At 60.2% G+C, this 24,889-nt stretch carries 23 protein-coding genes and 1 other RNA gene; 15 read left to right on the forward strand and 9 right to left on the reverse strand.

Annotated features, from left to right (window positions below; all coding sequences use genetic code 11):
• From D8U18_RS19085 to D8U18_RS19160, 14 genes are all read left to right on the forward strand, one after another.
• The coding region (locus D8U18_RS19085) for a cbb3-type cytochrome c oxidase subunit I (RefSeq protein WP_177435039.1) at nucleotides 1-731 on the forward strand (731 nt) is incomplete at its 5' end.
• Nucleotides 731-1,339 (forward strand): cytochrome-c oxidase, cbb3-type subunit II, encoded by a 609-nt coding sequence (gene ccoO, locus D8U18_RS19090; RefSeq protein WP_010456412.1) that lies wholly within the window; start codon nucleotides 731-733, stop codon nucleotides 1,337-1,339. The genes D8U18_RS19085 and ccoO, both read left to right, overlap by 1 nt.
• A 5-nt stretch (nucleotides 1,340-1,344) precedes the next feature.
• On the forward strand, nucleotides 1,345-1,530 hold the full coding sequence (locus D8U18_RS19095) for a CcoQ/FixQ family Cbb3-type cytochrome c oxidase assembly chaperone (protein ID WP_003175465.1): 186 nt from the start codon (nucleotides 1,345-1,347) through the stop codon (nucleotides 1,528-1,530).
• A complete protein-coding gene (gene ccoP, locus D8U18_RS19100; RefSeq protein ID WP_056856998.1) occupies nucleotides 1,527-2,510 on the forward strand; it encodes a cytochrome-c oxidase, cbb3-type subunit III in 984 nt (327 codons plus the stop codon). The genes D8U18_RS19095 and ccoP overlap by 4 nt, the downstream gene beginning before the upstream one ends.
• A 146-nt stretch (nucleotides 2,511-2,656) precedes the next feature.
• Nucleotides 2,657-2,911 carry a type II toxin-antitoxin system Phd/YefM family antitoxin gene (locus D8U18_RS19105; protein WP_056857098.1) on the forward strand — a complete coding sequence of 85 codons (255 nt, stop codon included), beginning with the start codon at nucleotides 2,657-2,659 and terminating at the stop codon, nucleotides 2,909-2,911.
• A complete protein-coding gene (locus D8U18_RS19110; RefSeq protein WP_130906165.1) occupies nucleotides 2,911-3,321 on the forward strand; it encodes a type II toxin-antitoxin system VapC family toxin in 411 nt (136 codons plus the stop codon). The genes D8U18_RS19105 and D8U18_RS19110 overlap by 1 nt, the downstream gene beginning before the upstream one ends.
• A gap of 205 nt (nucleotides 3,322-3,526) precedes the next feature.
• Complete coding sequence (gene ccoG, locus D8U18_RS19115; protein WP_056856996.1) at nucleotides 3,527-4,942, forward strand: cytochrome c oxidase accessory protein CcoG; 1,416 nt, start codon at nucleotides 3,527-3,529, stop codon at nucleotides 4,940-4,942.
• Nucleotides 4,943-4,953: 11 nt separating this feature from the next.
• Complete coding sequence (locus tag D8U18_RS19120) at nucleotides 4,954-5,493, forward strand: FixH family protein (RefSeq protein ID WP_130906163.1); 540 nt, start codon at nucleotides 4,954-4,956, stop codon at nucleotides 5,491-5,493.
• A gap of 174 nt (nucleotides 5,494-5,667) precedes the next feature.
• On the forward strand, nucleotides 5,668-8,118 hold the full coding sequence (locus tag D8U18_RS19130; RefSeq protein ID WP_131108173.1) for a heavy metal translocating P-type ATPase: 2,451 nt from the start codon (nucleotides 5,668-5,670) through the stop codon (nucleotides 8,116-8,118).
• 22 nt (nucleotides 8,119-8,140) lie between these two features.
• Nucleotides 8,141-8,359, forward strand: a complete 219-nt coding sequence (gene ccoS / locus D8U18_RS19135) for a cbb3-type cytochrome oxidase assembly protein CcoS (protein WP_047531427.1) — start codon at nucleotides 8,141-8,143, stop codon at nucleotides 8,357-8,359.
• The gene (locus D8U18_RS19140) at nucleotides 8,352-9,035 is read left to right on the forward strand and encodes a sulfite exporter TauE/SafE family protein (RefSeq protein WP_056856993.1); all 684 of its coding nucleotides are present in this window, start codon (nucleotides 8,352-8,354) and stop codon (nucleotides 9,033-9,035) included. Before ccoS ends, D8U18_RS19140 begins: the two co-directional genes overlap by 8 nt.
• Before the next feature lie 198 nt (nucleotides 9,036-9,233).
• A complete protein-coding gene (gene hemN / locus D8U18_RS19150; RefSeq protein ID WP_056857097.1) occupies nucleotides 9,234-10,616 on the forward strand; it encodes an oxygen-independent coproporphyrinogen III oxidase in 1,383 nt (460 codons plus the stop codon).
• Nucleotides 10,617-10,708: 92 nt separating this feature from the next.
• The gene (gene fnr / locus D8U18_RS19155; RefSeq protein ID WP_056856992.1) at nucleotides 10,709-11,443 is read left to right on the forward strand and encodes a fumarate/nitrate reduction transcriptional regulator Fnr; all 735 of its coding nucleotides are present in this window, start codon (nucleotides 10,709-10,711) and stop codon (nucleotides 11,441-11,443) included.
• A 78-nt stretch (nucleotides 11,444-11,521) separates the two neighbouring features.
• A complete protein-coding gene (locus D8U18_RS19160) occupies nucleotides 11,522-12,070 on the forward strand; it encodes an adenine phosphoribosyltransferase (RefSeq protein WP_056856991.1) in 549 nt (182 codons plus the stop codon).
• A 134-nt stretch (nucleotides 12,071-12,204) separates the two neighbouring features.
• On the opposite strand, the gene D8U18_RS19165 is transcribed toward D8U18_RS19160, so the two are convergent.
• The 5 genes from D8U18_RS19165 to dnaX form a co-directional block, all read right to left on the reverse strand.
• Complete coding sequence (locus D8U18_RS19165) at nucleotides 12,205-13,353, reverse strand: acyl-CoA dehydrogenase family protein (protein WP_131108175.1); 1,149 nt, start codon at nucleotides 13,351-13,353, stop codon at nucleotides 12,205-12,207.
• 169 nt (nucleotides 13,354-13,522) lie between these two features.
• Nucleotides 13,523-14,125, reverse strand: a complete 603-nt coding sequence (gene recR / locus D8U18_RS19170; RefSeq protein ID WP_130906159.1) for a recombination mediator RecR — start codon at nucleotides 14,123-14,125, stop codon at nucleotides 13,523-13,525.
• Nucleotides 14,126-14,200: 75 nt separating this feature from the next.
• Entirely contained in the window at nucleotides 14,201-15,238 is a 1,038-nt protein-coding gene (locus D8U18_RS19175; protein ID WP_130906158.1) for an NADP-dependent oxidoreductase, read from the reverse strand.
• Nucleotides 15,239-15,428: 190 nt separating this feature from the next.
• Nucleotides 15,429-15,767 (reverse strand): YbaB/EbfC family nucleoid-associated protein, encoded by a 339-nt coding sequence (locus D8U18_RS19180; protein WP_056856987.1) that lies wholly within the window; start codon nucleotides 15,765-15,767, stop codon nucleotides 15,429-15,431.
• 67 nt (nucleotides 15,768-15,834) lie between these two features.
• Complete coding sequence (gene dnaX / locus D8U18_RS19185; RefSeq protein WP_131108176.1) at nucleotides 15,835-17,937, reverse strand: DNA polymerase III subunit gamma/tau; 2,103 nt, start codon at nucleotides 17,935-17,937, stop codon at nucleotides 15,835-15,837.
• A gap of 122 nt (nucleotides 17,938-18,059) precedes the next feature.
• On the opposite strand from dnaX, the gene D8U18_RS19190 reads away from it, so the two are divergent.
• Nucleotides 18,060-18,800 carry a transporter substrate-binding domain-containing protein gene (locus tag D8U18_RS19190; RefSeq protein WP_130931686.1) on the forward strand — a complete coding sequence of 247 codons (741 nt, stop codon included), beginning with the start codon at nucleotides 18,060-18,062 and terminating at the stop codon, nucleotides 18,798-18,800.
• On the opposite strand, the gene D8U18_RS19195 is transcribed toward D8U18_RS19190, so the two are convergent.
• The 4 genes from D8U18_RS19195 to ligA all read right to left on the reverse strand — a co-directional run bounded on the left by D8U18_RS19195 (nucleotide 18,797) and on the right by ligA (nucleotide 24,856).
• Nucleotides 18,797-20,497 carry a GGDEF and EAL domain-containing protein gene (locus D8U18_RS19195; protein WP_130908420.1) on the reverse strand — a complete coding sequence of 567 codons (1,701 nt, stop codon included), beginning with the start codon at nucleotides 20,495-20,497 and terminating at the stop codon, nucleotides 18,797-18,799. The two genes, D8U18_RS19190 and D8U18_RS19195, sit on opposite strands and share 4 nt — an antisense overlap.
• 377 nt (nucleotides 20,498-20,874) lie before the next feature.
• Nucleotides 20,875-20,971: signal recognition particle sRNA small type (gene ffs / locus D8U18_RS19200), an RNA gene on the reverse strand.
• Between the two features lie 155 nt (nucleotides 20,972-21,126).
• Complete coding sequence (locus D8U18_RS19205; protein ID WP_131108177.1) at nucleotides 21,127-22,293, reverse strand: putative zinc-binding metallopeptidase; 1,167 nt, start codon at nucleotides 22,291-22,293, stop codon at nucleotides 21,127-21,129.
• Nucleotides 22,294-22,498: 205 nt separating this feature from the next.
• Nucleotides 22,499-24,856: an NAD-dependent DNA ligase LigA gene (gene ligA, locus D8U18_RS19210; protein WP_131108178.1), complete on the reverse strand. Its 2,358-nt coding sequence runs from the start codon at nucleotides 24,854-24,856 to the stop codon at nucleotides 22,499-22,501.
• Between the last annotated feature and the right edge of the window lie 33 nt (nucleotides 24,857-24,889).

The raw sequence follows: 24,889 nt of genomic DNA on the forward strand, positions 1-24,889 counted from the left end.
ATCGTCTGTCGATCGTGCACTTCTGGGCGCTGATCACCCTGTACATCTGGGCCGGTCCGCACCACCTGCACTACACCGCCCTGCCGGACTGGGCGCAGTCGCTGGGCATGGTGATGTCGCTGATCCTGCTGGCACCGAGCTGGGGCGGCATGATCAACGGCATGATGACCCTGTCGGGCGCCTGGCATAAGCTGCGCACCGATCCGATCCTGCGTTTCCTGGTCGTTTCCCTGGCGTTCTACGGCATGTCGACCTTCGAAGGTCCGATGATGGCGATCAAGACCGTGAACTCGCTGTCGCACTACACCGACTGGACCATCGGCCACGTACATGCCGGCGCTTTGGGTTGGGTTGCGATGATCTCGATCGGCGCGATCTACCACATGATCCCGAAACTGTTCGGTCGTGCGCAGATGCACAGCACCGGCCTGATCAACACGCACTTCTGGCTCGCCACCATCGGTACCGTTCTGTACATCGCTTCGATGTGGGTCAACGGCATCACCCAGGGCCTGATGTGGCGTGCAATCAACGATGACGGCACCCTCACCTATTCGTTCGTCGAAGCGCTGCAAGCCAGCCACCCTGGCTTCATCGTTCGCGCATTGGGCGGTGCGTTCTTCGCCACCGGCATGCTGTTCATGGCCTACAACGTATTCCGTACCGTACGCGCCTCGAATCCGGCTGAAGCTGAAGCCGCCGAACAGATTGCTGTAGTTGGAGCTCACTGATGAAGCATGAAGCAGTCGAGAAGAATATTGGCCTGCTGGCCTTCTTCATGGTTATCGCCGTCAGCGTCGGCGGCCTGACTCAAATCGTTCCGCTGTTTTTCCAGGACGTCACCAACAAGCCGGTCGAGGGCATGAAGCCGCGCACCGCCCTTGAACTGGAAGGCCGCGACATCTACATCGCCAACGGTTGTGTCGGCTGCCACTCGCAGATGATCCGCCCGTTCCGTGCTGAAACCGAACGCTACGGCCACTACTCGGTCGCCGGTGAAAGCGTTTGGGACCACCCGTTCCTGTGGGGTTCCAAGCGTACCGGTCCGGACCTGGCCCGCGTCGGCGGCCGTTACTCCGATGACTGGCAGCGTGCGCACCTGTACAACCCGCGCAACGTGGTGCCGGAATCGAAAATGCCGGCCTACCCGTTCCTCGTGGAAAACAAGCTCGACGGCAAAGACACCGCCAAGAAAATGGAAGTCTTGCGCACGCTCGGCGTCCCTTACACCGACGAAGACATCGCCGGCGCCAAGGATGCTGTGAAGGGCAAAACCGAAATGGACGCGCTGGTGGCCTATCTGCAAGGCCTGGGCACCATCATCAAAAGCAAACGGTGATCTAAATGGATATCGGGATGATTCGTGGCCTGGGCACCGTCGTTGTGATGGTGGCCTTCATCGGTCTGGCGTTGTGGGTATTCAGCCCCAAGCGCAAGTCAGAGTTTGAAGACGCGACCTTGCTGCCTTTTGCGGATGATCCCGAAGCCATCAAGCACGTCGAGCAAGCTTCTAGGAGTAACAAAGAATGACTACATTCTGGAGTCTGTACGTCACAGTCCTCAGTCTCGGTACGATCTTTTCCCTGACCTGGCTGCTGCTGTCGACCCGCAAGGGCCAGCGCACCGAGTCCACCGAAGAGACGGTTGGGCACTCCTTCGACGGTATCGAGGAGTACGACAACCCGTTGCCGAAATGGTGGTTCATGCTGTTCGTGGCCACCATCATTTTCGCCCTCGGCTACCTGGTACTGTACCCGGGCCTGGGCAACTGGAAAGGCCTGCTGCCGGGTTACAACTACCTGGACAACGAGAAGCAGACCGCTTTCGCCAACGGCCAGACCGGCTGGACCGGCGTTCACGAGTGGGAAAAGGAAATGGCCAAGTCGGATGCCAAGTTTGGCCCGATCTTCGCCAAGTTCGCTTCCATGCCAATCGAAGAAGTGGCCAAGGACCCACAAGCCCTGAAGATGGGTGGCCGCCTGTTTGCCTCCAACTGCTCGGTTTGCCACGGTTCCGACGCCAAGGGCGCCTACGGCTTCCCGAACCTGACCGACGCCGACTGGCGCTGGGGCGGCGAGCCGGAAACGATCAAGACCACCATCATGGGTGGCCGTCACGCAGTCATGCCGGCGTGGGCTGAAGTGATTGGCGAGCAAGGCGTTGCCGATGTGGCGGCGTTTGTCCTGACCAACCTCGATGGCCGCAAGCTGCCGGAAGGCGCCAAGGCTGACCCGGTTGCCGGCCAGAAGCTGTTCGCCGCCAACTGCGTGGCGTGCCACGGCCCGCAAGGCAAAGGCACTCCGGCCATGGGCGCGCCTGACCTGACTCACCCGGGCGCGTTCATCTACGGCTCGAGCTTCGCTCAATTGCAGCAGACCATCCGTTACGGCCGCCAGGGCCAGATGCCTGCGCAAGACGCGATGCAAGGCAACGACAAGGTTCATCTGCTGGCCGCTTACGTGTATAGCCTCTCTCATGGAGAGAAGGCTCCAGCGGCGGACGCCCAATAAGGGAAACGCTTGATGCAACGAAAAGGCCCTGTCATCTGACAGGGCCTTTTTTTTGAGTCGCCAACGTGTTTCCCACATCAAGGTTGCGTGGCACTCAGCATAGTAGTAACGTTTCTACATTAGTTTATTCAGGAGGGTCATACATGATGGCCATCACCACCATTTCCAGCCGCGAATTCAACCAGGACACAAGTGGTGCCAAAAAAGCCACCCGCCAGGGGCCGGTTTTCATCACTGACAGAGGCAAACCGGCGCATGTGCTGCTAAGCATTGAGGACTACCAAAAACTCACTGGCATCAACGCCGACATCGTCGAACTCCTGGTCATGCCTGAAGCGGCAGATATCGAGTTCGAAACCGAGCGTGCCGTGATCACTCATCGCCCTGTGGATTTGTCTTGATGTACCTGCTCGACACCAACGTGATTTCCGAACTTCGCAAACCCCAGGCTGACGCAAATGTCGTCGCCTGGGCCAAAGGCATTATCGCTTCACGCATGTTCATTTCAGCCATTACCCTCAAGGAGCTGGAGACCGGAGTGCTCCGCATGGAGCGTCGCGATGCCGTTCAGGGAAAGATATTGCGCACCTGGCTCAAGCGTCATGTCTTACCGGCATTCGATGCCCGCATTCTGCCGATCGATGCTGCCGTGGCCCTTCGATGTGCCAGTTTGCACGTTCCGGATCGCGCAAACGAAGCAGACTCGTTGATTGCAGCGACTGCGCTGATTCATGGTTTGACCGTGGTTACCCGCAATGTCGGTGATTTTCAGTTCAGTGGCGTGCAGTTGATAAACCCATGGGCCGATTGAGCGCCAACGGCCGCAAATCCGTCCATAATTCACAAGTCAATTGATTCAAGTCATTACACCATCGATTAATTTCTCCCAACGTGACCAAAGGTCGCACCCTTGGGCTAGAGCGACAGGCGTATCATTGCGCCACTGCAACACCTCTTTTTGACCGCGGTCGGCACGTACTGACCGAGGCATTTGTCCACTGCCGTGGGATGCAATGATGAGCAACCAGATTCCGGTACACGACGTCACTCCACCCGCGAAGAACGCGAACAACAGCGTCGATCTCTACGCCTCTCGAGAAAAGATCTACACCCGCGCCTTCACCGGACTGTTCCGCAATCTGCGCATGGCCGGCGGTGCCGTTTTGTTCCTGTTGTATTTCGGTACGGTCTGGCTCAATTGGGGTGGCCATCAGGCTGTCTGGTGGAACCTGCCCGAACGCAAATTCTTCATTTTCGGCGCGACCTTCTGGCCTCAGGATTTCATCCTGCTGTCTGGCATGTTGATCATTGCCGCGTTCGGCCTGTTCTTTATCACGGTGTATGCCGGCCGGGTCTGGTGTGGTTATACCTGTCCGCAAAGTGTGTGGACGTGGATCTTCATGTGGTGTGAAAAGGTCACCGAGGGTGACCGTAACCAGCGCATCAAGCTCGACAAGGCGCCGATGGGCGCCAACAAATTCCTGCGCAAATTCAGCAAGCACACCCTGTGGCTGCTCATCGGCTTTGTCACTGGCATGACCTTCGTCGGCTACTTCTCGCCGATCCGCGAACTGGTGATCGACTTCTTCACCGGCGAGGCCGATGGCTGGTCGTATTTCTGGGTAGCCTTCTTCACCCTTGCCACCTACGGCAACGCCGGTTGGCTGCGTGAGCAAGTGTGCATTTACATGTGTCCGTACGCGCGTTTCCAGAGCGTGATGTTCGACAAGGACACGCTGATCGTTTCCTACGACCCGCGCCGTGGCGAAAGCCGTGGCCCGCGCAAGAAAGGAATCGATTACAAGGCTCAGGGCCTGGGTGATTGCATCGACTGCACCATGTGCGTTCAGGTCTGCCCGACCGGCATCGACATCCGCGACGGCCTGCAAATCGAATGCATCGGTTGTGCCGCCTGCATCGATGCCTGCGACGCCATCATGGACAAAATGGAATACCCGCGCGGCTTGATCAGCTACACCACCGAACACAACCTGTCCGGGCAGAAAACCCATAAACTGCGTCCGCGCCTGATCGGCTATGCCGTGGTGTTGCTGGCGATGATCAGCTTGCTGGTGACCGCGTTCTTCATGCGCTCGCTGGTGGGCTTCGACGTCAGCAAGGACCGGGTTCTGTACCGCGAGAACGCCGAGGGCCGGATCGAAAACGTCTACAGCCTGAAAATCATGAACAAGGATCAGCGCGACCACACGTATGTGCTTGAAGCCACCGGCCTGCCGGATCTCAAGCTGCAAGGCCGACGCGAGATCAAAGTTGCGGCCGGTGACATCATCAGCCAGCCGGCCGAGTTGTCCGTGGCGCCGGAACACCTGCCATCGAGCACCAATGAGGTGAAATTCATCCTCAAGGATGCCGATGACGCCAGCATCCACGTTGAAGCCAAGAGCCGATTCATCGGCCCACAAATTCGTTGAGAGAAGTGATCATGTCCGCAGCAAACGCCGCAAGTCCCTGGTACAAGCACCTCTGGCCATGGATCATCATCGGGATCCTGGCCTGCTCGGTGGCCTTGACCTTGTCCATGGTGACCATTGCGGTGAACAACCCGGACAACCTGGTCAACGACAACTATTACGAAGCCGGCAAAGGCATCAACCGCTCTCTGGATCGCGAATTATTGGCGCAAACCCTGTTGATGCGCGCCAGCGTGCATCTGGATGACGTGACCGGCGAAGTCGACCTGCGCCTGAGCGGCAACAGCCAGCCCAAGACCCTGGAGCTGAACCTGATCTCGCCGACCCAGCCGGAAAAAGACCGCAAAATCACCCTCACCCGCAGCGAAACCGAACAGGGCCGTTACATCGGCCAGTTGAGCGACAAGATCGAGGGTCGCCGCTTTGTCGAATTGCTGGGCAGCCAAGACGACCATATCTGGCGCATGTTCGAAGAAGAACTGGTCAGCCATGACAAGGACCTGCTGCTCGGGGACGAGCCCCTGCAGGGCGCGGAAGACCTGAAGAAGTAATAACCTGCGAATGCGATCAAATGTGGCGAGGGAGCTTGCTCCCGCTGGGGCGCGAAGCGCGCCCAAAACCTGCAGACCGGTCCTTTCAGTCTCAGCGAGTTCGCCGATTTGCGACTGCTACGCAGCCGAGCGGGAGCAAGCTCGCTCGCCACAATGGTTTTCATGGCAACACACATGACCACTCCACTTCCCTGCTACCACTGCGCCCTGCCCGTCCCGTCCGGCAGCCGCTTCACCGCCATCGTGCTCGGGGAGCCACGCGAGTTCTGCTGCCCGGGTTGCCAGGCGGTGGCCGAAGCCATCGTCGCCGGCGGATTGGAAAGCTACTACCAGCATCGCAGCGAAGCCTCGGCCAACCCCGAAGCCTTGCCGGTGCAGTTGGTGGACGAACTGGCGTTGTATGACCGCGCCGATGTGCAGCAACCGTTCGTGCGCCACCAAGGCGAACTTGCCGAAACCACACTGCTGATGGAAGGCATCAGCTGCGCGGCCTGCGGCTGGCTGATCGAGAAACACCTGCGCACATTGCCCGGCGTGGATGAAGCCCGTTTGAATCTGTCGAACCATCGGCTGCACGTGCGCTGGGCCGACGCTCAACTGCCGCTGAGCAAAATACTCAGCCAACTGCGCTACATCGGTTACGTCGCCCACCCTTATCAGGCCGACCGCGCCAGCGAACAACTGGCCAGTGAAAATCGCCTGGCTTTGCGCCAACTTGGCGTCGCCGGGCTGCTGTGGTTCCAGGCGATGATGGCAACCATGGCCACCTGGCCTGAATTCAACATCGACCTCAGCCCCGAACTGCACACCATCCTGCGCTGGGTCGCGCTGTTCCTCACCACCCCCATCGTGTTCTACAGCTGCGCGCCATTCTTCAAGGGCGCCATGCGTGACCTGCGCACCCGTCACCTGACCATGGACGTTTCAGTGTCGCTGGCAATTGGCAGCGCCTACATCGCCGGGATCTGGACCTCGATCACCGGCGTCGGAGAGCTGTATTTCGATGCGGTCGGCATGTTCGCGCTGTTCCTGCTGGCCGGGCGCTATCTTGAACGACGCGCCCGCGAACGCACGGCCGCCGCCACTGCACAACTGGTCAATTTGCTGCCCGCTTCGTGTTTGCGGCTAAGCGCTGACGGCCAGAGCGAACGGATCCTGTTGAGTGAACTGCAAGTGGGCGATCAGGTGCTGGTGCATCCAGGCGCTGTGCTGCCCGCCGATGGCAGGATCCTCGACGGCCAGTCGAGTGTCGATGAGTCGCTGTTGACCGGAGAATACCTGCCGCAGGCCCGCACCCCGGGCGATGCAGTCACCGCTGGCACCCTTAACGTTGAAGGCGCACTGACCGTCGAAGTCCAGGCGCTCGGCCAGGACACCCGGCTCTCTGCCATCGTGCGTTTGCTTGATCGGGCGCAAGCGGAAAAACCGCGCCTGGCGGAAATTGCCGACCGCGCCGCGCAATGGTTCCTGTTGCTGTCGCTGATCGCGGCAGCGGCCATCGGCCTGCTGTGGTGGGAACTGGATTCGTCGCGGGCGTTCTGGATCGTGCTGGCGATGCTGGTCGCGACCTGCCCTTGCGCGTTGTCCCTGGCCACGCCGACCGCCCTTACCGCAGCGACCGGCACCTTGCACAAACTCGGCTTGCTGCTGACCCGTGGTCACGTTCTGGAAGGCTTGAACCAGATCGATACGGTGATATTCGACAAGACCGGCACCCTCACCGAAGGACGTCTGACTCTGCGTTCGATTCGCCCGCTCGGCGACCTCGACAGCGACCAGTGCCTGGCGCTCGCCGCCGCACTGGAAAACCGCTCTGAACACCCGATCGCCCGTGCGTTTGGCCGCGCACCGTTGGCCGCTGAAGAAGTCCACAGCACGCCGGGGCTTGGCCTGGAAGGCGTGGTCGGCGATCAACGATTGCGGATCGGCCACCCCGGTTTTGTCTGCGAACTCAGCGGCGCTGGCGTGCCAGTGATGCCCGACGAAGCCGGCCAATGGTTGTTGCTCGGTAACCGTCATGGGCCGTTGGCCTGGTTTGTCCTCGACGACCGGCTGCGCGCCGATGCCGCTGCCCTGCTGACGGCATGCAAGGCCCGTGGCTGGCGCACCTTGCTGTTGTCCGGCGACAGCTCGCCGATGGTTGCCAGCGTGGCTGCCGAACTCGGCATCGATGAAGCCCGAGGCGGCTTGCGTCCGGACGACAAACTGCAAGTCCTGCAACAATTGCACAGGGACGGCCGCAAAGTGCTGATGCTCGGCGATGGCGTCAACGATGTACCCGTGCTGGCGGCGGCGGACATCAGCGTCGCCATGGGTTCGGCCACTGACCTGGCAAAAACCAGCGCCGATGCGGTGCTGCTGTCCAATCGCCTCGATGCCTTGGTGCAAGCCTTCAGCCTGGCACGGCGCACCCGACGGGTAATCATCGAGAACCTGTTGTGGGCCGGGTTGTACAATGGCCTCATGTTGCCGTTCGCCGCCCTCGGCTGGATTACGCCAGTGTGGGCTGCCGTCGGCATGTCGATCAGTTCGTTGACCGTGGTGCTCAATGCGCTGCGCCTCACTCGCCTGCCGGGTGTACAAGGTGCCGACGCCACGCCAGAAACCCGCCCGCTGCCGGCCTGAGCCGCGCGGGCATGGAGTCCAGATGCCAGCTCTCTACGTGATGATCCCGGCCGCACTGCTGATCGTGGCCATCGCTGTGTACATTTTCTTCTGGGCGGTCGACAGCGGTCAGTACGACGACCTCGACGGCCCGGCCCACAGCATCCTGTTCGATGACCAGGACCCGAATCACACCGCTGCGGTCGACGAGGCCAGCGGCCATCCGGCCAAACCCGACGACAAGGCTCCGCCCCATGCTTGAATTGGCGCCACTGTTGGTGTCTGCTCTGATTCTCGGTCTGCTCGGTGGTGGCCATTGCCTGGGCATGTGCGGCGGCCTGATGGGCGCGCTGACCCTGGCGATTCCCAAGGAACAACGCAGTCGTCGCTTTCGCCTGCTGCTGGCCTACAACCTTGGACGAATCCTCAGCTACGCCACCGCAGGACTGTTGATCGGCCTGGCCGGCTGGGCCGTGGCCAACAGCCCGGCGGCAATGTTCCTGCGACTCCTTGCCGGGTTGTTGCTGATTGCGATGGGTTTGTACCTGGCGGGCTGGTGGAGCGGCCTGACGCGCATTGAAAGTCTCGGTCGTGGCCTCTGGCGGCATATCCAGCCGATTGCCAACACACTGCTGCCGGTGTCGAGCCTTCCCCGTGCGCTGCTGCTGGGCGCGCTCTGGGGCTGGCTGCCGTGCGGCCTGGTTTACAGCACCTTGCTGTGGTCGGCCAGTCAGGGCAATGCCCTGGACAGTGCCTTATTGATGCTGGCATTCGGGCTGGGAACGTGGCCGGTGCTGCTGGCCACCGGGCTGGCGGCTGAACGGGTGACCGCGTTGTTGCGCAAGCGCAGCATACGCATGGCCGGTGGGCTGCTGGTCATGCTGTTTGGTATCTGGACCTTGCCGGGACCGCACCAGCATTGGCTCATGGGGCACTGATTGTGGCGAGGGAGCTTGCTCCCGCTGGACTGCGAAGCGGCCCAAAAAATGGGACCGCTGCGCAGTCCAGCGGGAGCAAGCTCCCTCGCCACAAAAACGATCGGAGCCCGGATATCCTTGATGCAAATCAAGATGCATCAACACCACCGCCCCTAGACTGGCCGGCACTGCCAGACTATCCGGGGGAATGCCCGCATGATGCTCGACGCCATTCGTTGGGACACCGATCTGATCCGCCGTTATGACCTGGCGGGACCGCGCTATACCTCCTATCCGACTGCCGTGCAATTCCACAGCAAGATCGGCACTTTCGACCTGTTCCACGCCCTGCGCGACAGCCGCAAGGCGCTGCGCCCGTTGTCGCTGTATGTGCACGTACCGTTCTGCGCGAACATTTGCTACTACTGCGCCTGCAACAAGGTCATCACCAAGGATCGTGGCCGGGCACTGCCCTACTTGCAGCGCCTGGAGCAGGAAATCCAACTGATCGCCTGCCACCTCGACCCGGCGCAAAAAGTCGAGCAACTGCACTTCGGTGGCGGCACGCCAACCTTTCTCAGCCATGACGAGCTGCGTCAATTGATGGCGCACCTGCGCAAACACTTCAATCTGCTCGACGATGATACCGGCGACTACGGCATCGAAATCGACCCCCGCGAGGCTGATTGGTCGACCATGGGGTTGTTGCGCGAACTGGGCTTCAATCGGGTCAGCATCGGCCTGCAAGATCTCGACCCCGCCGTGCAGCGCGCCGTCAATCGCCTGCAAAGCCTGGAGGAAACCCGCGCGGTGATCGACGCCGCCCGGACCCTGCAGTTTCGCTCGATCAACATCGACCTGATCTATGGTTTGCCGAAGCAGACACCGGAAAACTTCGCCCGCACCGTCGAGGAAGTCATCAGCCTGCAACCGGACCGGCTCTCGGTATTCAACTACGCGCACCTGCCGGAACGGTTCATGCCGCAACGGCGAATCAACGGTAATGAACTGCCGACGCCAGCCAAGAAACTGGAAATGCTCCAGCGCACCATCGAGCAATTGACCGCCGCCGGTTACCGTTACATCGGCATGGACCACTTTGCACTGCCCGACGATGAACTGGCGATCGCCCAGGAAGAATCGACCCTGCAACGCAATTTCCAGGGCTACACCACCCACGGCCATTGCGATTTGATCGGTCTCGGCGTCTCAGCGATCAGCCAGATCGGCGACTTGTACTGCCAGAACAGCAGCGACCTGAATCAATACCAGAACGCCCTGGCCTCTTCGCAACTGGCCACCAGCCGCGGCCTGTTGTGCAACGCCGACGACCGCTTGCGCCGTGCAGTGATACAACAATTGATCTGTAACTTCAGCCTGGAGTTTGCCCAGATCGAACAGGCCTTCAACATCGATTTTCAGGGCTATTTCGGCGAACTTTGGCCGCAGTTGCAGCGCATGGCCCAAGACGGCCTGATCGCGTTCGACAGCGACGCAATTACCGTGTTGCCGGCCGGGCGCTTGCTGGTTCGTTCGGTGTGCATGGTGTTCGATGCCTACCTGGAACAACACAGCCGCCAACGGTTTTCCAGAGTGATCTAATCGCTGCGACATAACCGCCACGTACTGGCCTCAATGTCCTTGGGTGAGTTACCCTTACGTCTTATGTGTGTTTTCCCACAAGGATTGAAGAAATGTCCGAGCCAGTTAAGTTGCGCGCTCATACCCAGGCCCACTGCAAGGATTGCAGCCTGGCCCCGCTGTGTTTGCCGCTATCGCTGAATCTGGAAGATATGGACGCGTTGGACGAAATCGTCAAACGTGGCCGCCCACTGAAAAAAGGCGAGTTTCTGTTCCGTCAGGGCGACACTTTCGACTCCGTTTACGCGGTCCGCTCCGGAGCCCTCAAGACCTTCAACCTCAGTGATGCCGGCGAAGAACAGCTCACCGGTTTCCACCTGCCGAGCGAACTGGTCGGCCTGTCGGGCATGGACACCGAAAAACACCCGGTATCGGCGCAGGCGCTGGAAACCACATCGGTGTGTGAAATCCCCTTCGAGCGCCTCGACGAACTGGCCCTGCAACTGCCGCAATTGCGTCGTCAATTGATGCGTGTGATGAGCCGCGAGATTCGTGACGATCAACAGATGATGTTGCTGTTGTCGAAAAAAACCGCCGACGAACGCATTGCCACGTTCCTGGTCAACCTGTCAGCACGCTTCCGTGCCAGGGGTTTCTCGGCCAACCAGTTCCGCCTGAGCATGTCGCGCAACGAAATCGGCAACTATCTGGGTCTGGCGGTGGAAACCGTGTCGCGGGTGTTCACGCGTTTCCAGCAGAACGAACTGATTGCCGCCGAGGGCAAGGAAATCCGCATCCTCGACCCGATCCAGCTGTGCGCCCTGGCCGGCGGTTCACTGGAAAGCTGAAACAAGCGGTTGCGGCTGAGCGAAACGGTTCAGCCGCCGTTATACTGCGTCGTTTGCAGCCTGCCAGGACACCCGACGATGGTCTTCGACTCCTTCGACATCAAATCCCTCATCCGCCCCGTGATCGACTTTCCCAAGCCGGGCGTGATCTTTCGTGACATCACCCCGCTGTTCCAGTCGCCCACGGCGCTGCGCCTGGTGATGGACAGCTTCGCCCATCGTTACGTCGAGGCCGATTTCACCCACATCGGCGCGATGGATGCCCGGGGTTTCCTGATCGGTTCGGTGCTGGCCTACCAGCTGAACAAGCCGCTGGTGCTGTTCCGCAAGCAAGGCAAGCTACCTGCCGACGTATTGGCCGAGGGCTACGCGACCGAATACGGCGAAGCGTTTCTCGAAGTACATGCCGACAGCCTGTGCGAGGGCGATTCGGTGGTGATGTTCGATGACCTGATCGCCACTGGCGGCACCCTGATCGCCGCTGCGAACCTGATTCGACGCATGGGTGCGCGGGTGCATGAAGCGGCGGCGATCATTGATCTGCCAGAGCTGGGTGGCTCGCAGCGATTGCAGGACATGGGCATCCCGACCTTCTGCCTGACGCAGTTTGCGCTGACGGATAAATAACCGGCGGCTGTCAGACCGCTATCACTGGCAAGCCAGCTCCCACAGGTTTCACCGTCATGCACAGGATGTCTGTACGGCATAAACCACTGTGGGAGCTGGCTTGCCAGCGATGGCGTCATCGGCCACACGACCGCCTATAACCCCATCTGCTTGCTGATGATCTCGTTCATCACTTCGCGCGTCCCGCCGCCAATCGACAGAATCCGGTTATCCCGATACAGCCGCTCCACCAGACTTTCGCGCATGTAACCCAATCCGCCCAGAATCTGCACCGCATCGGTGGTGATTCGATCCGCCGTGTCGGTGGCAAAATTCTTGGCCATGGAAATCTCCTTGATCACACTCTGCCCCGCGGCCATTTTCGCTGCTTGCCGGTAAGTGAACTCCCGTGAAACCTCAAGCTGCGTGGCCATCTCGGCGAGGCGGTGCTTGATCACCTGGAACTTGCCGATCGGTTTGCCGAAAGCCTCACGCGCCCGCGCCCACTTCAGACTTTCCTCGAGCGCCAGTTGCGCGGTCATGTTGGCCATCAGGGCCAGTGCCAGGCGTTCGCTCTGAAAGTTGCCCATGATGCAGGCGAAGCCCATGTTCTCGGCGCCGATCAGATTGCCTACAGGTACACGGCAATCGTCGAAGAACAGTTCGGCCGTGTCTGACGCCCACCAACCCATTTTCTTCAACTGCCGCCCCACAGTGAAACCGGGAGTGCCCTTCTCGATCAGCAACAGGCTGATACCGGCGAAACCCGGCGCTCCGGTACGCACGGCCACGGTGTAGTAATCGGCACGGACACCGCTGGTGATGAAGGTTTTGCTGCCGCTGACCCGGTAAACATCACCCTCACGCACGGCGCGGGTTTGCAGATTGGCGACGTCGGAGCCGCCGCCGGGTTCGGTGACAGCCAAGGCGCTGATCTTTTCCCCGGCCAGTACCTGCGGCACCACTCGGTCACGGATTTCAGGTGTGGCCCACTTGAGTATGGGCGGCAGGCCGATGTCCAGAGAACCGAGCCCCGCCACCAGGCCACCGGAGCCGCAACGCATCAGTTCCTCGCTGGCGGCGACCTTGGCGAACAGGTCGCCCTCGTGACTGCCACCGTAACGCTCAGGGTATCCAATGCCGAGAATCCCGGCCGTACCAGCCTTCAGATAAAGCTCACGGGGAAAGCTTTCGGCTTCTTCCCACTGGTCGATGTCCGGAAGAATCTCGCGCTCGACGAAACGTCTGACGCTGTCGCGGACCAATTGGTGGCTGGGGTCGAAGTATTCCTGAAAGGCAGACATCGGCGAACTCCACTGAAGGGTTCAGCGAAGTTAACCGAGCGCTTGCTTGGTTTTCAACAGGATTGTGTATATCAGGGAGATCTGGGCGCGGCTTTCGCGGGCAAGCCTCGCTCCTACCGGTTTTGTCCTGGAGGATCACGGCTAGCCCGCGAAGACGTCGCTTGAGCCGCTAAAAGACAATGGGCTTACGCCCCGCAAACGAATGCGCCAGCGTCCCGCCATCCACCAATTCCAGCTCGCCACCCAGCGGTACGCCATGGGCGATACGCGAGGCGATCAGGCCTTTGCTGCTGAGCAACTGTGCGATGTAGTGGGCCGTGGCTTCGCCTTCTACCGTCGGATTGGTCGCGAGAATGACTTCGGTAAAGCTGCCAGCCTCTTCGATCCGCGCCATCAACTGCGGAATGCCGATGGCTTCCGGCCCCAGGCCATCAAGGGGCGACAGATGCCCCTTAAGTACAAAGTAGCGGCCGCGGAAACCGGTCTGTTCCACGGCGTAGACATCCATCGGCCCTTCCACGACGCACAACAGCGTATCGTCGCGGCGGGTATCGGCGCATTGCGGACAGAGGTCATCCTCGGTCAGTGTGCGGCACAAACGGCAATGACCGACCCCTTCCATGGCCTGACTCAGGGCCAGCGCCAATCGCGATCCGCCACTGCGATCACGTTCGAGCAACTGCAACGCCATGCGCTGGGCGGTTTTCTGACCTACGCCTGGCAAAATTCGCAGGGCATCGATCAGTTGGCGAATCAAGGGGCTGAAGCTCATGAGGAAAAAGTCCGACAAAACAACGAGACGCGGTTTATACCCGCGCCTCTGATTAGCGTCAAATCACGTTGTCAATTACGCGCCCTGTGCAACGCGCACCACCAGTTTGCCGAAGTTGCGTCCTTCCAGCAGACCGATGAACGCTTGCGGTGCGTTCTCCAGGCCGTCGACTACGTCTTCACGGAATTTCACCTTGCCATCACGCACCCACGGCGCCATCGCACTGATGAATTCCGGCTGCCGATCGCCATAGTCGTCGAACACGATAAAACCCTGAATGCGTACGCGCTTGGTCAGCAGCGTACGCTGCAACAGCGGCAGACGATCCGGCCCGCTCGGCGCTTCGCTGGCATTGTACGAGGCAATCAGGCCACACAGCGGAATCCGCGCCTTGGGATTGAGCAACGGCACCACAGCATCGAACACCTTGCCACCGACATTTTCGTAGTAGATATCGATGCCATCGGGACACGCCTGGGCCAGTTCATCGGCGAAACTCGCGCTCTTGTGGTCGATGCAGGCATCGAAGCCCAACTCCTCGACCACATAGCGGCATTTGTCCGCACCGCCGGCCACGCCGACCACGCGCAGGCCTTTGATCTTCGCCACCTGGCCAACCACCGACCCCACCGCGCCGGAAGCCGCCGCAACCACCAGGGTTTCACCGGCCTTGGGCTGCCCGATATCCATCAAGCCCATGTAAGCAGTCATGCCGGGCATACCCAACACCCCCAGGGCCATGGATGGGCTCGGCAAGCCGTTCGGGACTGGAATGATGCCGCGACCGTCATTGATGCTGTGACTTTGCCAACCCGTGGCGCCAACCACCAGATCGCCTTCCTGAAACTTGGGATTGAGCGAGCGCTCGACCCGGCTGACAGCGCCACCGGTCATCACGTCGCCGATTTCCACGGGGGCGGCGTAGGACGGAGCGTCGCTCATGCGTCCGCGCATGTAAGGGTCCAGCGAAAGGTAAAGGGTCTTGAGCAGTACCTGACCGTCGGCAAGCTCGGGCAGCGCGACACGCTCCAGACGGAAGTTTTCCGGCGTCGGTGCGCCTACCGGGCGTGAGGCCAGGACGATACGTTGGTTGAGCGTCATGGGATCGGACATGTCAGCGTCTCCTTTGATCAATGAGTTGGGGGATATAGGGAGCAGACCTTTGTGCGGGTATGGCGTTCGATGTATCTCAGTTCTGCCGCGATGAAGTCCTGCCAGACACCTCATGAAAACAAGCCGAAAACAAAAATGCCAGGCGCGATGCCTGGCATTTTTTGTAGCTCATCTATCGCCCAAAGGCGAATCAGAACGGCAGCTTCATGCCCGGCGGCAGTTGCATGCCTGCGGTCATGCCGGACATCTTGTCCTGGCTGTTGGCTTCGATCTTGCGCACCGCATCGTTGACGGCTGCGGCGAACACTGCCTCCAGCATCTCGCGATCGTCTTCGCTCAGGCCTTCGACCATGCTTGGGTCAATGGTCACGCGCTTGACGTCATGACGACCGGTCATCACCACGGTGACCATATCGCCACCGGCTTTACCGGTGACTTCGGCGTTGGCCAGCTCTTCCTGCATCTTGGCCATTTTTTCCTGCATCTGCTGCGCCTGCTTCATCAGGCCGGCCATGCCACCTTTCATCATGGGAATCACCTCAAAAGTACTTGGATAAAAACAGCGCCCGGCCCTGACGGCCGAACGCCCTCAGTTATTAGCCCTGACTGACCAGAGCTTCGACAGGTTCAATAGTATCGTTACGGATCACTGCACCGAACTGCTGCATCATTTGCTGGATGAACGGATCACCGTGGATCGACTCCTCGGCCTCGCGCTGACGGTCGGCACGACGACGGGACGCCGCCTGGGCCGGGGTTTCCTGCTCGGGCTTGATCAGTTCCATGGTCAGGGTAAGGGTGCGCCCGTGATACTGGTTCAGGGCATCGTTGAGCCGGCGCTGTTGCGTGGCATTGAACAAGGCACTGTGAGCCGGGTCCAGGTGCAACAGCCAGTTGTCGCCATCCACGGCGATCAGCGTGCAGTTAGCAGCGATGCTGCCAGTCATGCCGGAGATCGCCAGCTTAGGGAACAGCTCCAGCCACTGCAGGGCAAGGCCTGTGGCCGGTGCCGCTGCGGGCTCAGGTTCGGGTTCCGGTGCGGGCTCGGCGGCATGCTCGCTGGCCAGTTCGTCGAGATAACTGTAAGCCGAATCCATGTCCGGCTCGATGTAGTCCTCATCGAGCGGCGGCTCGTCGTCGATGTCCATGCCTGGCGTCGCGGCATCGACCTCTGCCACAGATGGTTCCGGAATTGGCGTAGCGGCCCATTCAGGCGCATCCGGCACCACACTGTCAGGCGTCGGCAACGGCATCGGTGGCAACTCGGGCTGTTCGCTGGTGGTTTCCAGTACAGGCTCGACCGCTGGCTGCTGAGCCGGAGCAGGCTCGACCGGATCGTTCCACGGCAGATCGACCACATCTTCGACCACGGCCGCATCGACCGCAGGCTCAGGCTCGACAACCGATGCAACCGGCTCAGGTTCGGGCTCTGGTGCCGGAGCCACAACCGCAGCCGCATCTGCATCTGGCGCGATGGGCGCAACGGGTGTCGGTGTCACTGCCGCAGCGACTACCGGCGCAACAACCGGCGCGGCAGCCACTGAATGTGCGGAATCAACTGTGGCCTGGCTGATCCCCACTGGCTTTAGCGGTTGCCTCGGGGCATCCACAGTGTCTGCCGGTCGGAACGCGAGCATCCGCAGCAGCACCATTTCAAACCCGCCGCGGGGATCCGGCGCCAGCGGCAAATCGCGGCGGCCGATCAGGCCCATCTGGTAGTAGAACTGCACATCCTCAGCCGGCAGCGCCTGCGCCAAAGCCAGTACCCGGTCACGGTCGCCGTGACCATTGTCGACGCCTTCGGGCAGGGCCTGGGCGATGGCGACACGGTGCAGCACATTGAGAATTTCCGACAGCACGCCATTCCAGTCCGGGCCTTGTTCGGCCAAGTGGCGGACCGCTTCGAGCAAGGCCTTGGCGTCACCTTCGATCAACGCATGCAGGACGTCGTAGACCTGACCATGATCGAGAGTTCCAAGCATCGCCCGCACATCGGCGGCCATGACCTTGCCCTCGCCGAAGGCAATCGCCTGGTCGGTCAGGCTCATGGCGTCGCGCATCGAACCATCGGCGGCACGCCCCAGCAACCACAACGCGTCGTCTTCGAACGGCACGTTTTCGACACTGAGCACGTGGGTCAAATGCTCGACCACCCGTTCCGGGGTCATGTTCTTCAGGGAGAACTGCAGGCACCGCGAAAGAATCGTTGCAGGAAGTTTCTGCGGGTCGGTGGTGGCCAGGATGAACTTGACGTAGGGTGGCGGCTCTTCAAGGGTTTTGAGCAGCGCATTGAAGGAATGGCTGGAGAGCATGTGCACTTCGTCGATCAGGTAGACCTTGAAGCGCCCGCGGCTCGGGGCGTACTGCACGTTGTCGAGCAGTTCGCGTGTATCCTCGACCTTGGTCCGGCTCGCGGCGTCGATCTCGATCAGGTCGACAAACCGGCCCTCATCGATCTCCCGGCACACCGAACACTCGCCACACGGCGATGAAGTAATACCTGTTTCACAGTTCAGGCATTTGGCGATAATCCGCGCGATGGTGGTCTTGCCGACCCCGCGCGTACCGGTGAACAAGTAGGCGTGGTGCAGCCGCTGGCTGTCCAAGGCATTGATCAGAGCCTTGAGCACATGGGTCTGGCCGACCATTTCGCGGAACGAGCGCGGACGCCATTTACGTGCAAGAACCTGATAACTCATCGAAAACCGTCGCAGCGAAGGAAGCAGAAGCGGCTAATGCTAGCGGAGCAAGGGCAAAAATGCATCCGGTGCGCTCGTCTAATCTGGTTAAGCTGCAATTTGCGGTGATTGTTGGAGCGTTTATGCGGTTGGCCTTGGGGGCACTGCTGTTGATCAGCCTGGACAGTGCGGCTGCGGACGCGCCGTTGCGCTTTGTGGTGCCCGACAGCTGGGCGATGCCGATGGTGCAGCTTGAGCACGGCCGGCCCACACAAGGCATTCTTTATGACGTGATGCTCAGCCTTGCGACCCAGGTCGGCGTACCGGCCAGGTTTGTTGTATTGCCCCGGGGCCGGGTGCAAAACGCGATGGAACACGGCGAGGTCGATGTCCGCTGCTATGCCGCACAATCGTGGTTACCCAATCAATCCGGCGACTACATCTGGAGCATTCCACTCTGGACGCAACCTGACCTGCTGATCAGCCGCCCCGCCCAACCCGATCCGGTCATCGCGGCGAGTCTGTCGCCACAATCGATCGGTACGGTTCTGGGCTATAGCTACCCGACTTTGCAACCGCTGTTCGACGCAAAGCGCCTGCACCGCGATGACGCGCGCAATCAGGAACAGGTGCTGGAGAAACTCCAGGCCGGACGCAACCGCTACGCGGTCAGCAACCAATGGACGCTGGACTGGTTCAACCAGCGCCTGCTGCCACAGCAACAATTACTGAGTGTGGCGGTATTGCAGGAGCAGCGTGTCGGCTGCTACGTACGCAACGACCCGGACGTGCCGGTGCAGCGAATTCTGCGCACGTTGGTGCGGATGAAAATGTCCGGGGAAATCGATGACATCATTCGGCTTTATATCGGAGGCAAGCCTTAGCCGGCAGGCGCCAGCGCCCGCCATTGCGACGGTGCGACGTAGCCTGCCACCCAGCCCGGCACGTCGGTGGCCGGCATGGGGCGCGCAATGAAATACCCCTGCGCCACCTCGCACCCCAGCCGCAGCAGTAACTCACCGTGTTCGACACTTTCCAGCCCCTCGGCAATCACCTGTCGACCAAATGCCTTCGCCAGGCTGATTACTGCAGTGGTCAGGGCCAGATCGTCACCGTCATGCAGGATATCCCTGACAAACGATTTATCGATCTTGATCGTTTGTGTGTGCAACCGTTTGAGGTAGCTGAAGGATGAGAAACCGGTGCCGAAATCACCCAACGAAAACTGCACGCCCAGCGCCTGACAGGCCTGCAAGCAGGCGCTGACGTGCTGAATATTCTCGATGGCCACCGACTCGACGATTTCCAGATCCAGTCTTTGCGCAGGCACTCGCCCATGCCGGGCCAACGCGCTTTCAAGCCGGCCGACAAAATCCGCGCGCTGGAAATGCCGCGCCGCGATGTTCACGCTGACCGGCCAGTCATACCCCTGCAGCTGCCAGACCTCCAGCTGCAACAGCACCTGATCCATCACCCACTCACCAATGTCGACGATCAGATCCGTTTCCTCGACCAAAGGCAAAAACTCCCGGGCAGTCATCATGCCGTTTTGCGGGTGCTTCCAGCGCAGCAATGCCTCGAAGCCGACAACCTCGCCGCGTCGCATGTTGACCTTGGGCTGGAAGTGCAGACGTAATTCATGATTGATCAGTGCCTGGCGCACCCGCTCGACGGTCTGGTGAGTAGCCTTGACCTCCCGATCCCGGGACACATCGAACAAATGAAAACGCTTGCGCCCGCTTTGCTTGGCCACGTACATGGCTTGATCGGCATGACGCAACAGGGTTTCGGCATCGGCATTGTCATGGGGATACAGCGTGACGCCGATACTGGCATACACATTGATTTCCTTACCGCGCAATGTGTATGGCGCCGAGATCGTGCCCAGCACCCGATTCAATGCCGCATTCAATTCCGGCAGATCGCGCACGTAACGCAACACCAGGACAAACTCGTCACCCGCCAGCCGCGCCACGACATCTTCGGCACGGACGATACCGCGCAATCGTTTGGCCACTTCAACCAGCAAAAGATCGCCGCTGGCATGCCCGTAACCATCGTTGACAGCCTTGAAACCGTCGAGGTCGAGCATGCACACCGCCAGCGGAGTGTTTTCCTGTCGCGAAAACTCCAGCGCCTGATCAAGCAGGTCCGACAGAAACGCGCGATTGGGCAGTCCCGTCAACACATCGTGCCCAACCCGCCATTGCAGGGTATGCAGCAGTTGGCGCTTCTCGCTGATATCGAAGCGGATCGACAAATAACGCTCGACCCGACCGGTGTCTTCATCGAGGACCGGCACCATCGTGCTTTCTACCCAATACAGGCTGCCATTTTTGGCGCGATTGCAGATTTCGCCTTTCCACACATTGCCCATGGCGATGGTGCGCCACATGCCGGCGAAAAACTCGGTCGAATGGGTGCCGGAATTGAGCAGCCGATGATTTTGCCCCAGCAGTTCTTCCCGGCTATACCCGGAAATGGCGCAAAATTGGTCGTTGACGTGGGTTATCCGGCCGGTCAGATCGGTCTCGGAAAAAATCGCGGCGGCATCCACGGCCCTGCGGTACTTCTCATCCATGAGTCAGACTCGCTGTTGCTTACATTGGCGGCGGTGGAGCAGCAAATTAGCGCGGATCATTCGCGCAATATCAGCGCTGCTAAAGGACTCACGCAACCCTGTGAGTAGACGCCATGTCGGCTTTGTTGTCTTGATCGATCTTCCGGGAACCGGTCACCAAGTGCCGGTTTCCGGCGGCGATTCTACGAGATGCATCGCATATTGCAAGGCAAGGTGATCGATCATGGCGCAGTATGATGCAAATCATCTGATGTTTTTACAGCGTCAGCCAAATCGAAAACGACAAAAAACCGCTATGGACAAAATCCATGGCAGCACAGTGAATGTATTTGAACAGGATAACGCGACAGAGGATTCGCGCTGCGTTATGGAGGCAACCCCACCAGCCACACCCCGGCACACAATGTTCCCGCTGTGGCTGCTTCCTTCCGGATCTGACCAGGTTCACGGGTAATCGTTGCGGGGGGACCGATGGGGTCACCATAACGACGCTCACCTGACGGCGAGCCGCGCCATTGTACCTATCTCAGACGAAGTTACAACCGTTGCGGCGGATTAAAAATATGAGGCCGGTCAAAGACATGCGCGAATGGTGAAAATCGGCTTATGCAGGCGCGAGCCTGCTCGCTCTACAGGTCCTGCACCACTTCGTCCGCCCTGCCGCCCTCGCCCTGGATGACCAGATGAATGAAGTGCAGCTTGGCGATCACCGTCGGCGGCAGCACGAAAGGGTAAAAATCCGGCTGGCCCATGCTGCGCGACAGTTCATTGAGCATGCCGGCCAGTTCGATCCAGGCATTGACGAAAGAGAGAAACGCCGCCCCACCGGGATGCTGCGGATCGTAAAGGGTATCGATCGGAAACGGCTGATAATCGAGGTCCATTTCCCGCGCACTCATGCCGAACCCCAGTGCCGTATCGACTGCATCCATCATGTGCAGGTAATGCGCCCAGGTTTCAGCCCAGTCCTCCCAAGGATGCATGGTGGCATAGGCACTGACACAGGATTGCTGCCAATCAAGCGGTGCGCCCTGCTGATAATGTCGTTCAAGGGCGTCGGTGTAGCTGGCACGCTCATCACCGAACAAGCCGCGGAACGCTTGCAGCCAATCACTATTGGCGATCAGACGGTCCCAGTAGTAATGCCCGACTTCGTGACGAAAATGCCCGAGCAATGTGCGATAGGGTTCGTGTAGCTGTACCCGCATCTGCTCGCGATGAGCATCGTCAGCTTCTTCGATGTCGAGGGTGATCAGGCCATTGGCGTGACCGGTGGTGGGCGACTTGCCTTCGAGGTCGACGCCAATGAAATCGAAGGCCAGACCGGTTTCTTCATCGACCGTCTTGGGTATCACCTGCAACCCCAGGCTGACCAATTGCGCGACCAGCCGCCGCTTGGCGGTTTCCATCTTGCGCCAGCGCTCATGGTTTTCGGCTATCGATAAATCGGGAATGGTGCGATTCAGGCTACACGCGATGCACAACACATCGTGGTCATTGGCAGGCAGCAGCCAATTGCACGCTGCCGGGGAATCAAGGTTGGCGCAACGACGAAACAAACCGGCTGCGGGATCGGCATCAAGCCACCAGCTATCCGGCTGATCGGCGGGCTGCAACGATGACAGACGGCTCTCCTGCGGCTGATAGCCCAGCGCCGCCGAACAGGCCAGGCACTGGCTATTGCGAAAGAACAGCGACTGCCCGCATCGACACGGCCAGATCTTGCTGTTGCGCGAACTCTCCCCCATGAAGGGCGCCGCGATGCGTGAGCTGAGCTGTTCGAAGAAGCGGTACATGGCGATCTCTCCCTGGGGCTTGCCAAGACTAGATCATTGCGGACACTGGATCGTTCCCACGCTCTGCGTGGGAACTCAGGCCAGGACACTCCGCGCCCCACCCTTCAGCGCCCGAACGCGGAGCGTCCGCTGGGGCATTCCCACGCGGAGCGTGGGAACGATCACAGCGCGGCGGCGGGACGGCCCCTACAGTTTATATTGCTGCTCAGTCCACCTTGCCGAACCCGCGCAATGTTTCAACAAACGCCTCTTCATCCAGCACCTTCAAGCCCAGCTCATTGGCCTTGGTCAACTTCGAACCGGCGCCCGGCCCCGCCACTACGCAATGGGTCTTGGCGGACACGGAACCCGCCACCTTGGCACCAAGGCTTTCGAGTTTGTCCTTGGCCACATCGCGACTCATCAGCTCCAGCGAGCCGGTGAGCACCCAGGTTTGCCCAGCCAATGGCAGGCCTTCGACGATTTTCTTTTCGCTGCGCCAGTGCATGCCGAAATCGGCCAGCTGTTTTTCAGCCGCTTCGGCGAGTCGACGATTTGCCTCGATGGTAAAAAACTCCCGAACCGAATTGGCCTGCTTCTCCGGCAACGCCTGACGCATATCCAGCCAATCGGCACCGATGACCGCTTGCAGCGAGCCGAATTTCTCGGCCAGTTTCTGCGCCCCGCCCGGCCCCACCGAAGGAATGTGCAGCTTGTCGAGGAAACCGCCCAGGGTGGTGCTGGCGGCGAACTCGGCGCCGAGTTCGCCCTGATCCTGGATCTGCAGCCCGTGCTTGAGCAAAGCTGTGATCACTTGCCGGTTATGGGCATCCTCGAAGAAGCTGTGGATCTCGTGGGCCACTTCCAGCCCGACATCCGGCAAATACGTGAGCACTTGTGGCAATGCCTGCTGCACCCGCTCCAACGAACCGAGGGAACGCGCCAGGACCTTGGCCGTCTCTTCGCCGACATCGGGAATCCCGAGGGCATAGATGAACCGCGCCAGCCCCGGCGTCTTGCTGTCGGTGATGGCACTGAGCAGTTTGTTGCTCGACACCTCGGCAAAGCCTTCCAGATCGACGATGTCGTCGAACTTCAGGGCATACAGATCGGCCGGTGAACTGACCAACCCTTCGTCCACCAGTTGCTCGACACTCTTGTCGCCCAAACCCTCGATGTCCATCGCCCGTCGCGAGACGAAGTGGATGATCGCCTGCTTGAGTTGCGCGCCACAGGCCAGTCGACCGACGCAGCGGTACACCGCGCCTTCGCTGACTGTCTCGCGGCCCTTGCTGCGCTTGACCAGTTGCGTACGCTCGACGTGGGAACCACAGACCGGGCATTGCTCGGGAATCTGCACCGGCCGGGCGTTATCCGGACGGCGTTCGAGCACTACCTGCACCACTTGCGGAATCACATCACCCGCTCGGCGGATGATCACCGTATCACCGATCATCAACCCCAGGCGTGCCACTTCATCCATGTTGTGCAGCGTCGCGTTGGCGACGGTGACGCCGGCAACCTTGACCGGTTTCAGTCGCGCCACCGGCGTCACGGCGCCGGTACGACCGACCTGGAATTCCACGTCGAGCAACTCGGTGAGTTCTTCCATGGCCGGGAATTTATGGGCGATGGCCCAGCGCGGTTCGCGGGCGCGGAAACCCAGTTCCCGCTGTGAAGCGATGCTATTGACCTTGAACACCACACCGTCGATTTCATAAGGCAACGCATTGCGACGCTCACCGATATCGCGGTAATACGCCAGGCACTCATCGATCCCGTTCGCCCGCTTCAGCTCATGGCTGATCGGCAAGCCCCAGACCTTGAGCTGTTGCAGATTGCCGATGTGTGTATCGGCAATGTCCGCCGACACCTGGCCAATGCCGTAGCAGCAGAACTCCAGTGGCCGGTTGGCGGTGATTTTCGAATCCAGCTGTCGCAGACTGCCCGCCGCCGCGTTGCGCGGGTTGGCGAAAGTCTTGCCGCCCACCTCCAGTTGCGTGGCGTTAAGCCGCTCGAACCCGGCCTTGGACATGAACACTTCACCGCGCACTTCCAGCGTCGCCGGCCACCCAGTGCCGTGCAACTTCAGCGGAATGTTGCGCACAGTGCGCACGTTGACACTGATGTCTTCGCCAGTGGTGCCGTCGCCGCGCGTGGCACCACGCACCAGTACGCCGTCCTGATACAGAAGGCTCACCGCCAGGCCATCGAGTTTGGGTTCGCAGCTGTACTCCACCGCCGCGCCGCCACCGAACAGATCGCCAACCGGCAGATCCAGACCCTCGGTGACCCGTCGATCGAACTCGCGCATGTCGGTTTCTTCGAACGCGTTGCCAAGGCTGAGCATCGGCACTTCATGGCGCACCTGAGTGAATGCCGACAACGCCGCGCTGCCCACTCGCTGGGTTGGCGAGTCACTGGTCACCAGCTCTGGATGAGCGGCTTCCAGGTCCTTGAGCTCGTGAAACAACCGATCGTACTCGGCGTCCGGAATGCTCGGCTCGTCCAGCACGTGATAGCGATAGTTGTGCTGATCCAGCTCGGTACGCAGCTCTAGAATGCGGTTTTTGGCGGCAGTCATGGGTGTTCTCTCATAAAGCAAAAGAGCAGCCGA

Origin of the sequence: Pseudomonas sp. Sample_10 (genome assembly GCF_004321495.1) — a bacterium.
Lineage (GTDB): Bacteria > Pseudomonadota > Gammaproteobacteria > Pseudomonadales > Pseudomonadaceae > Aquipseudomonas.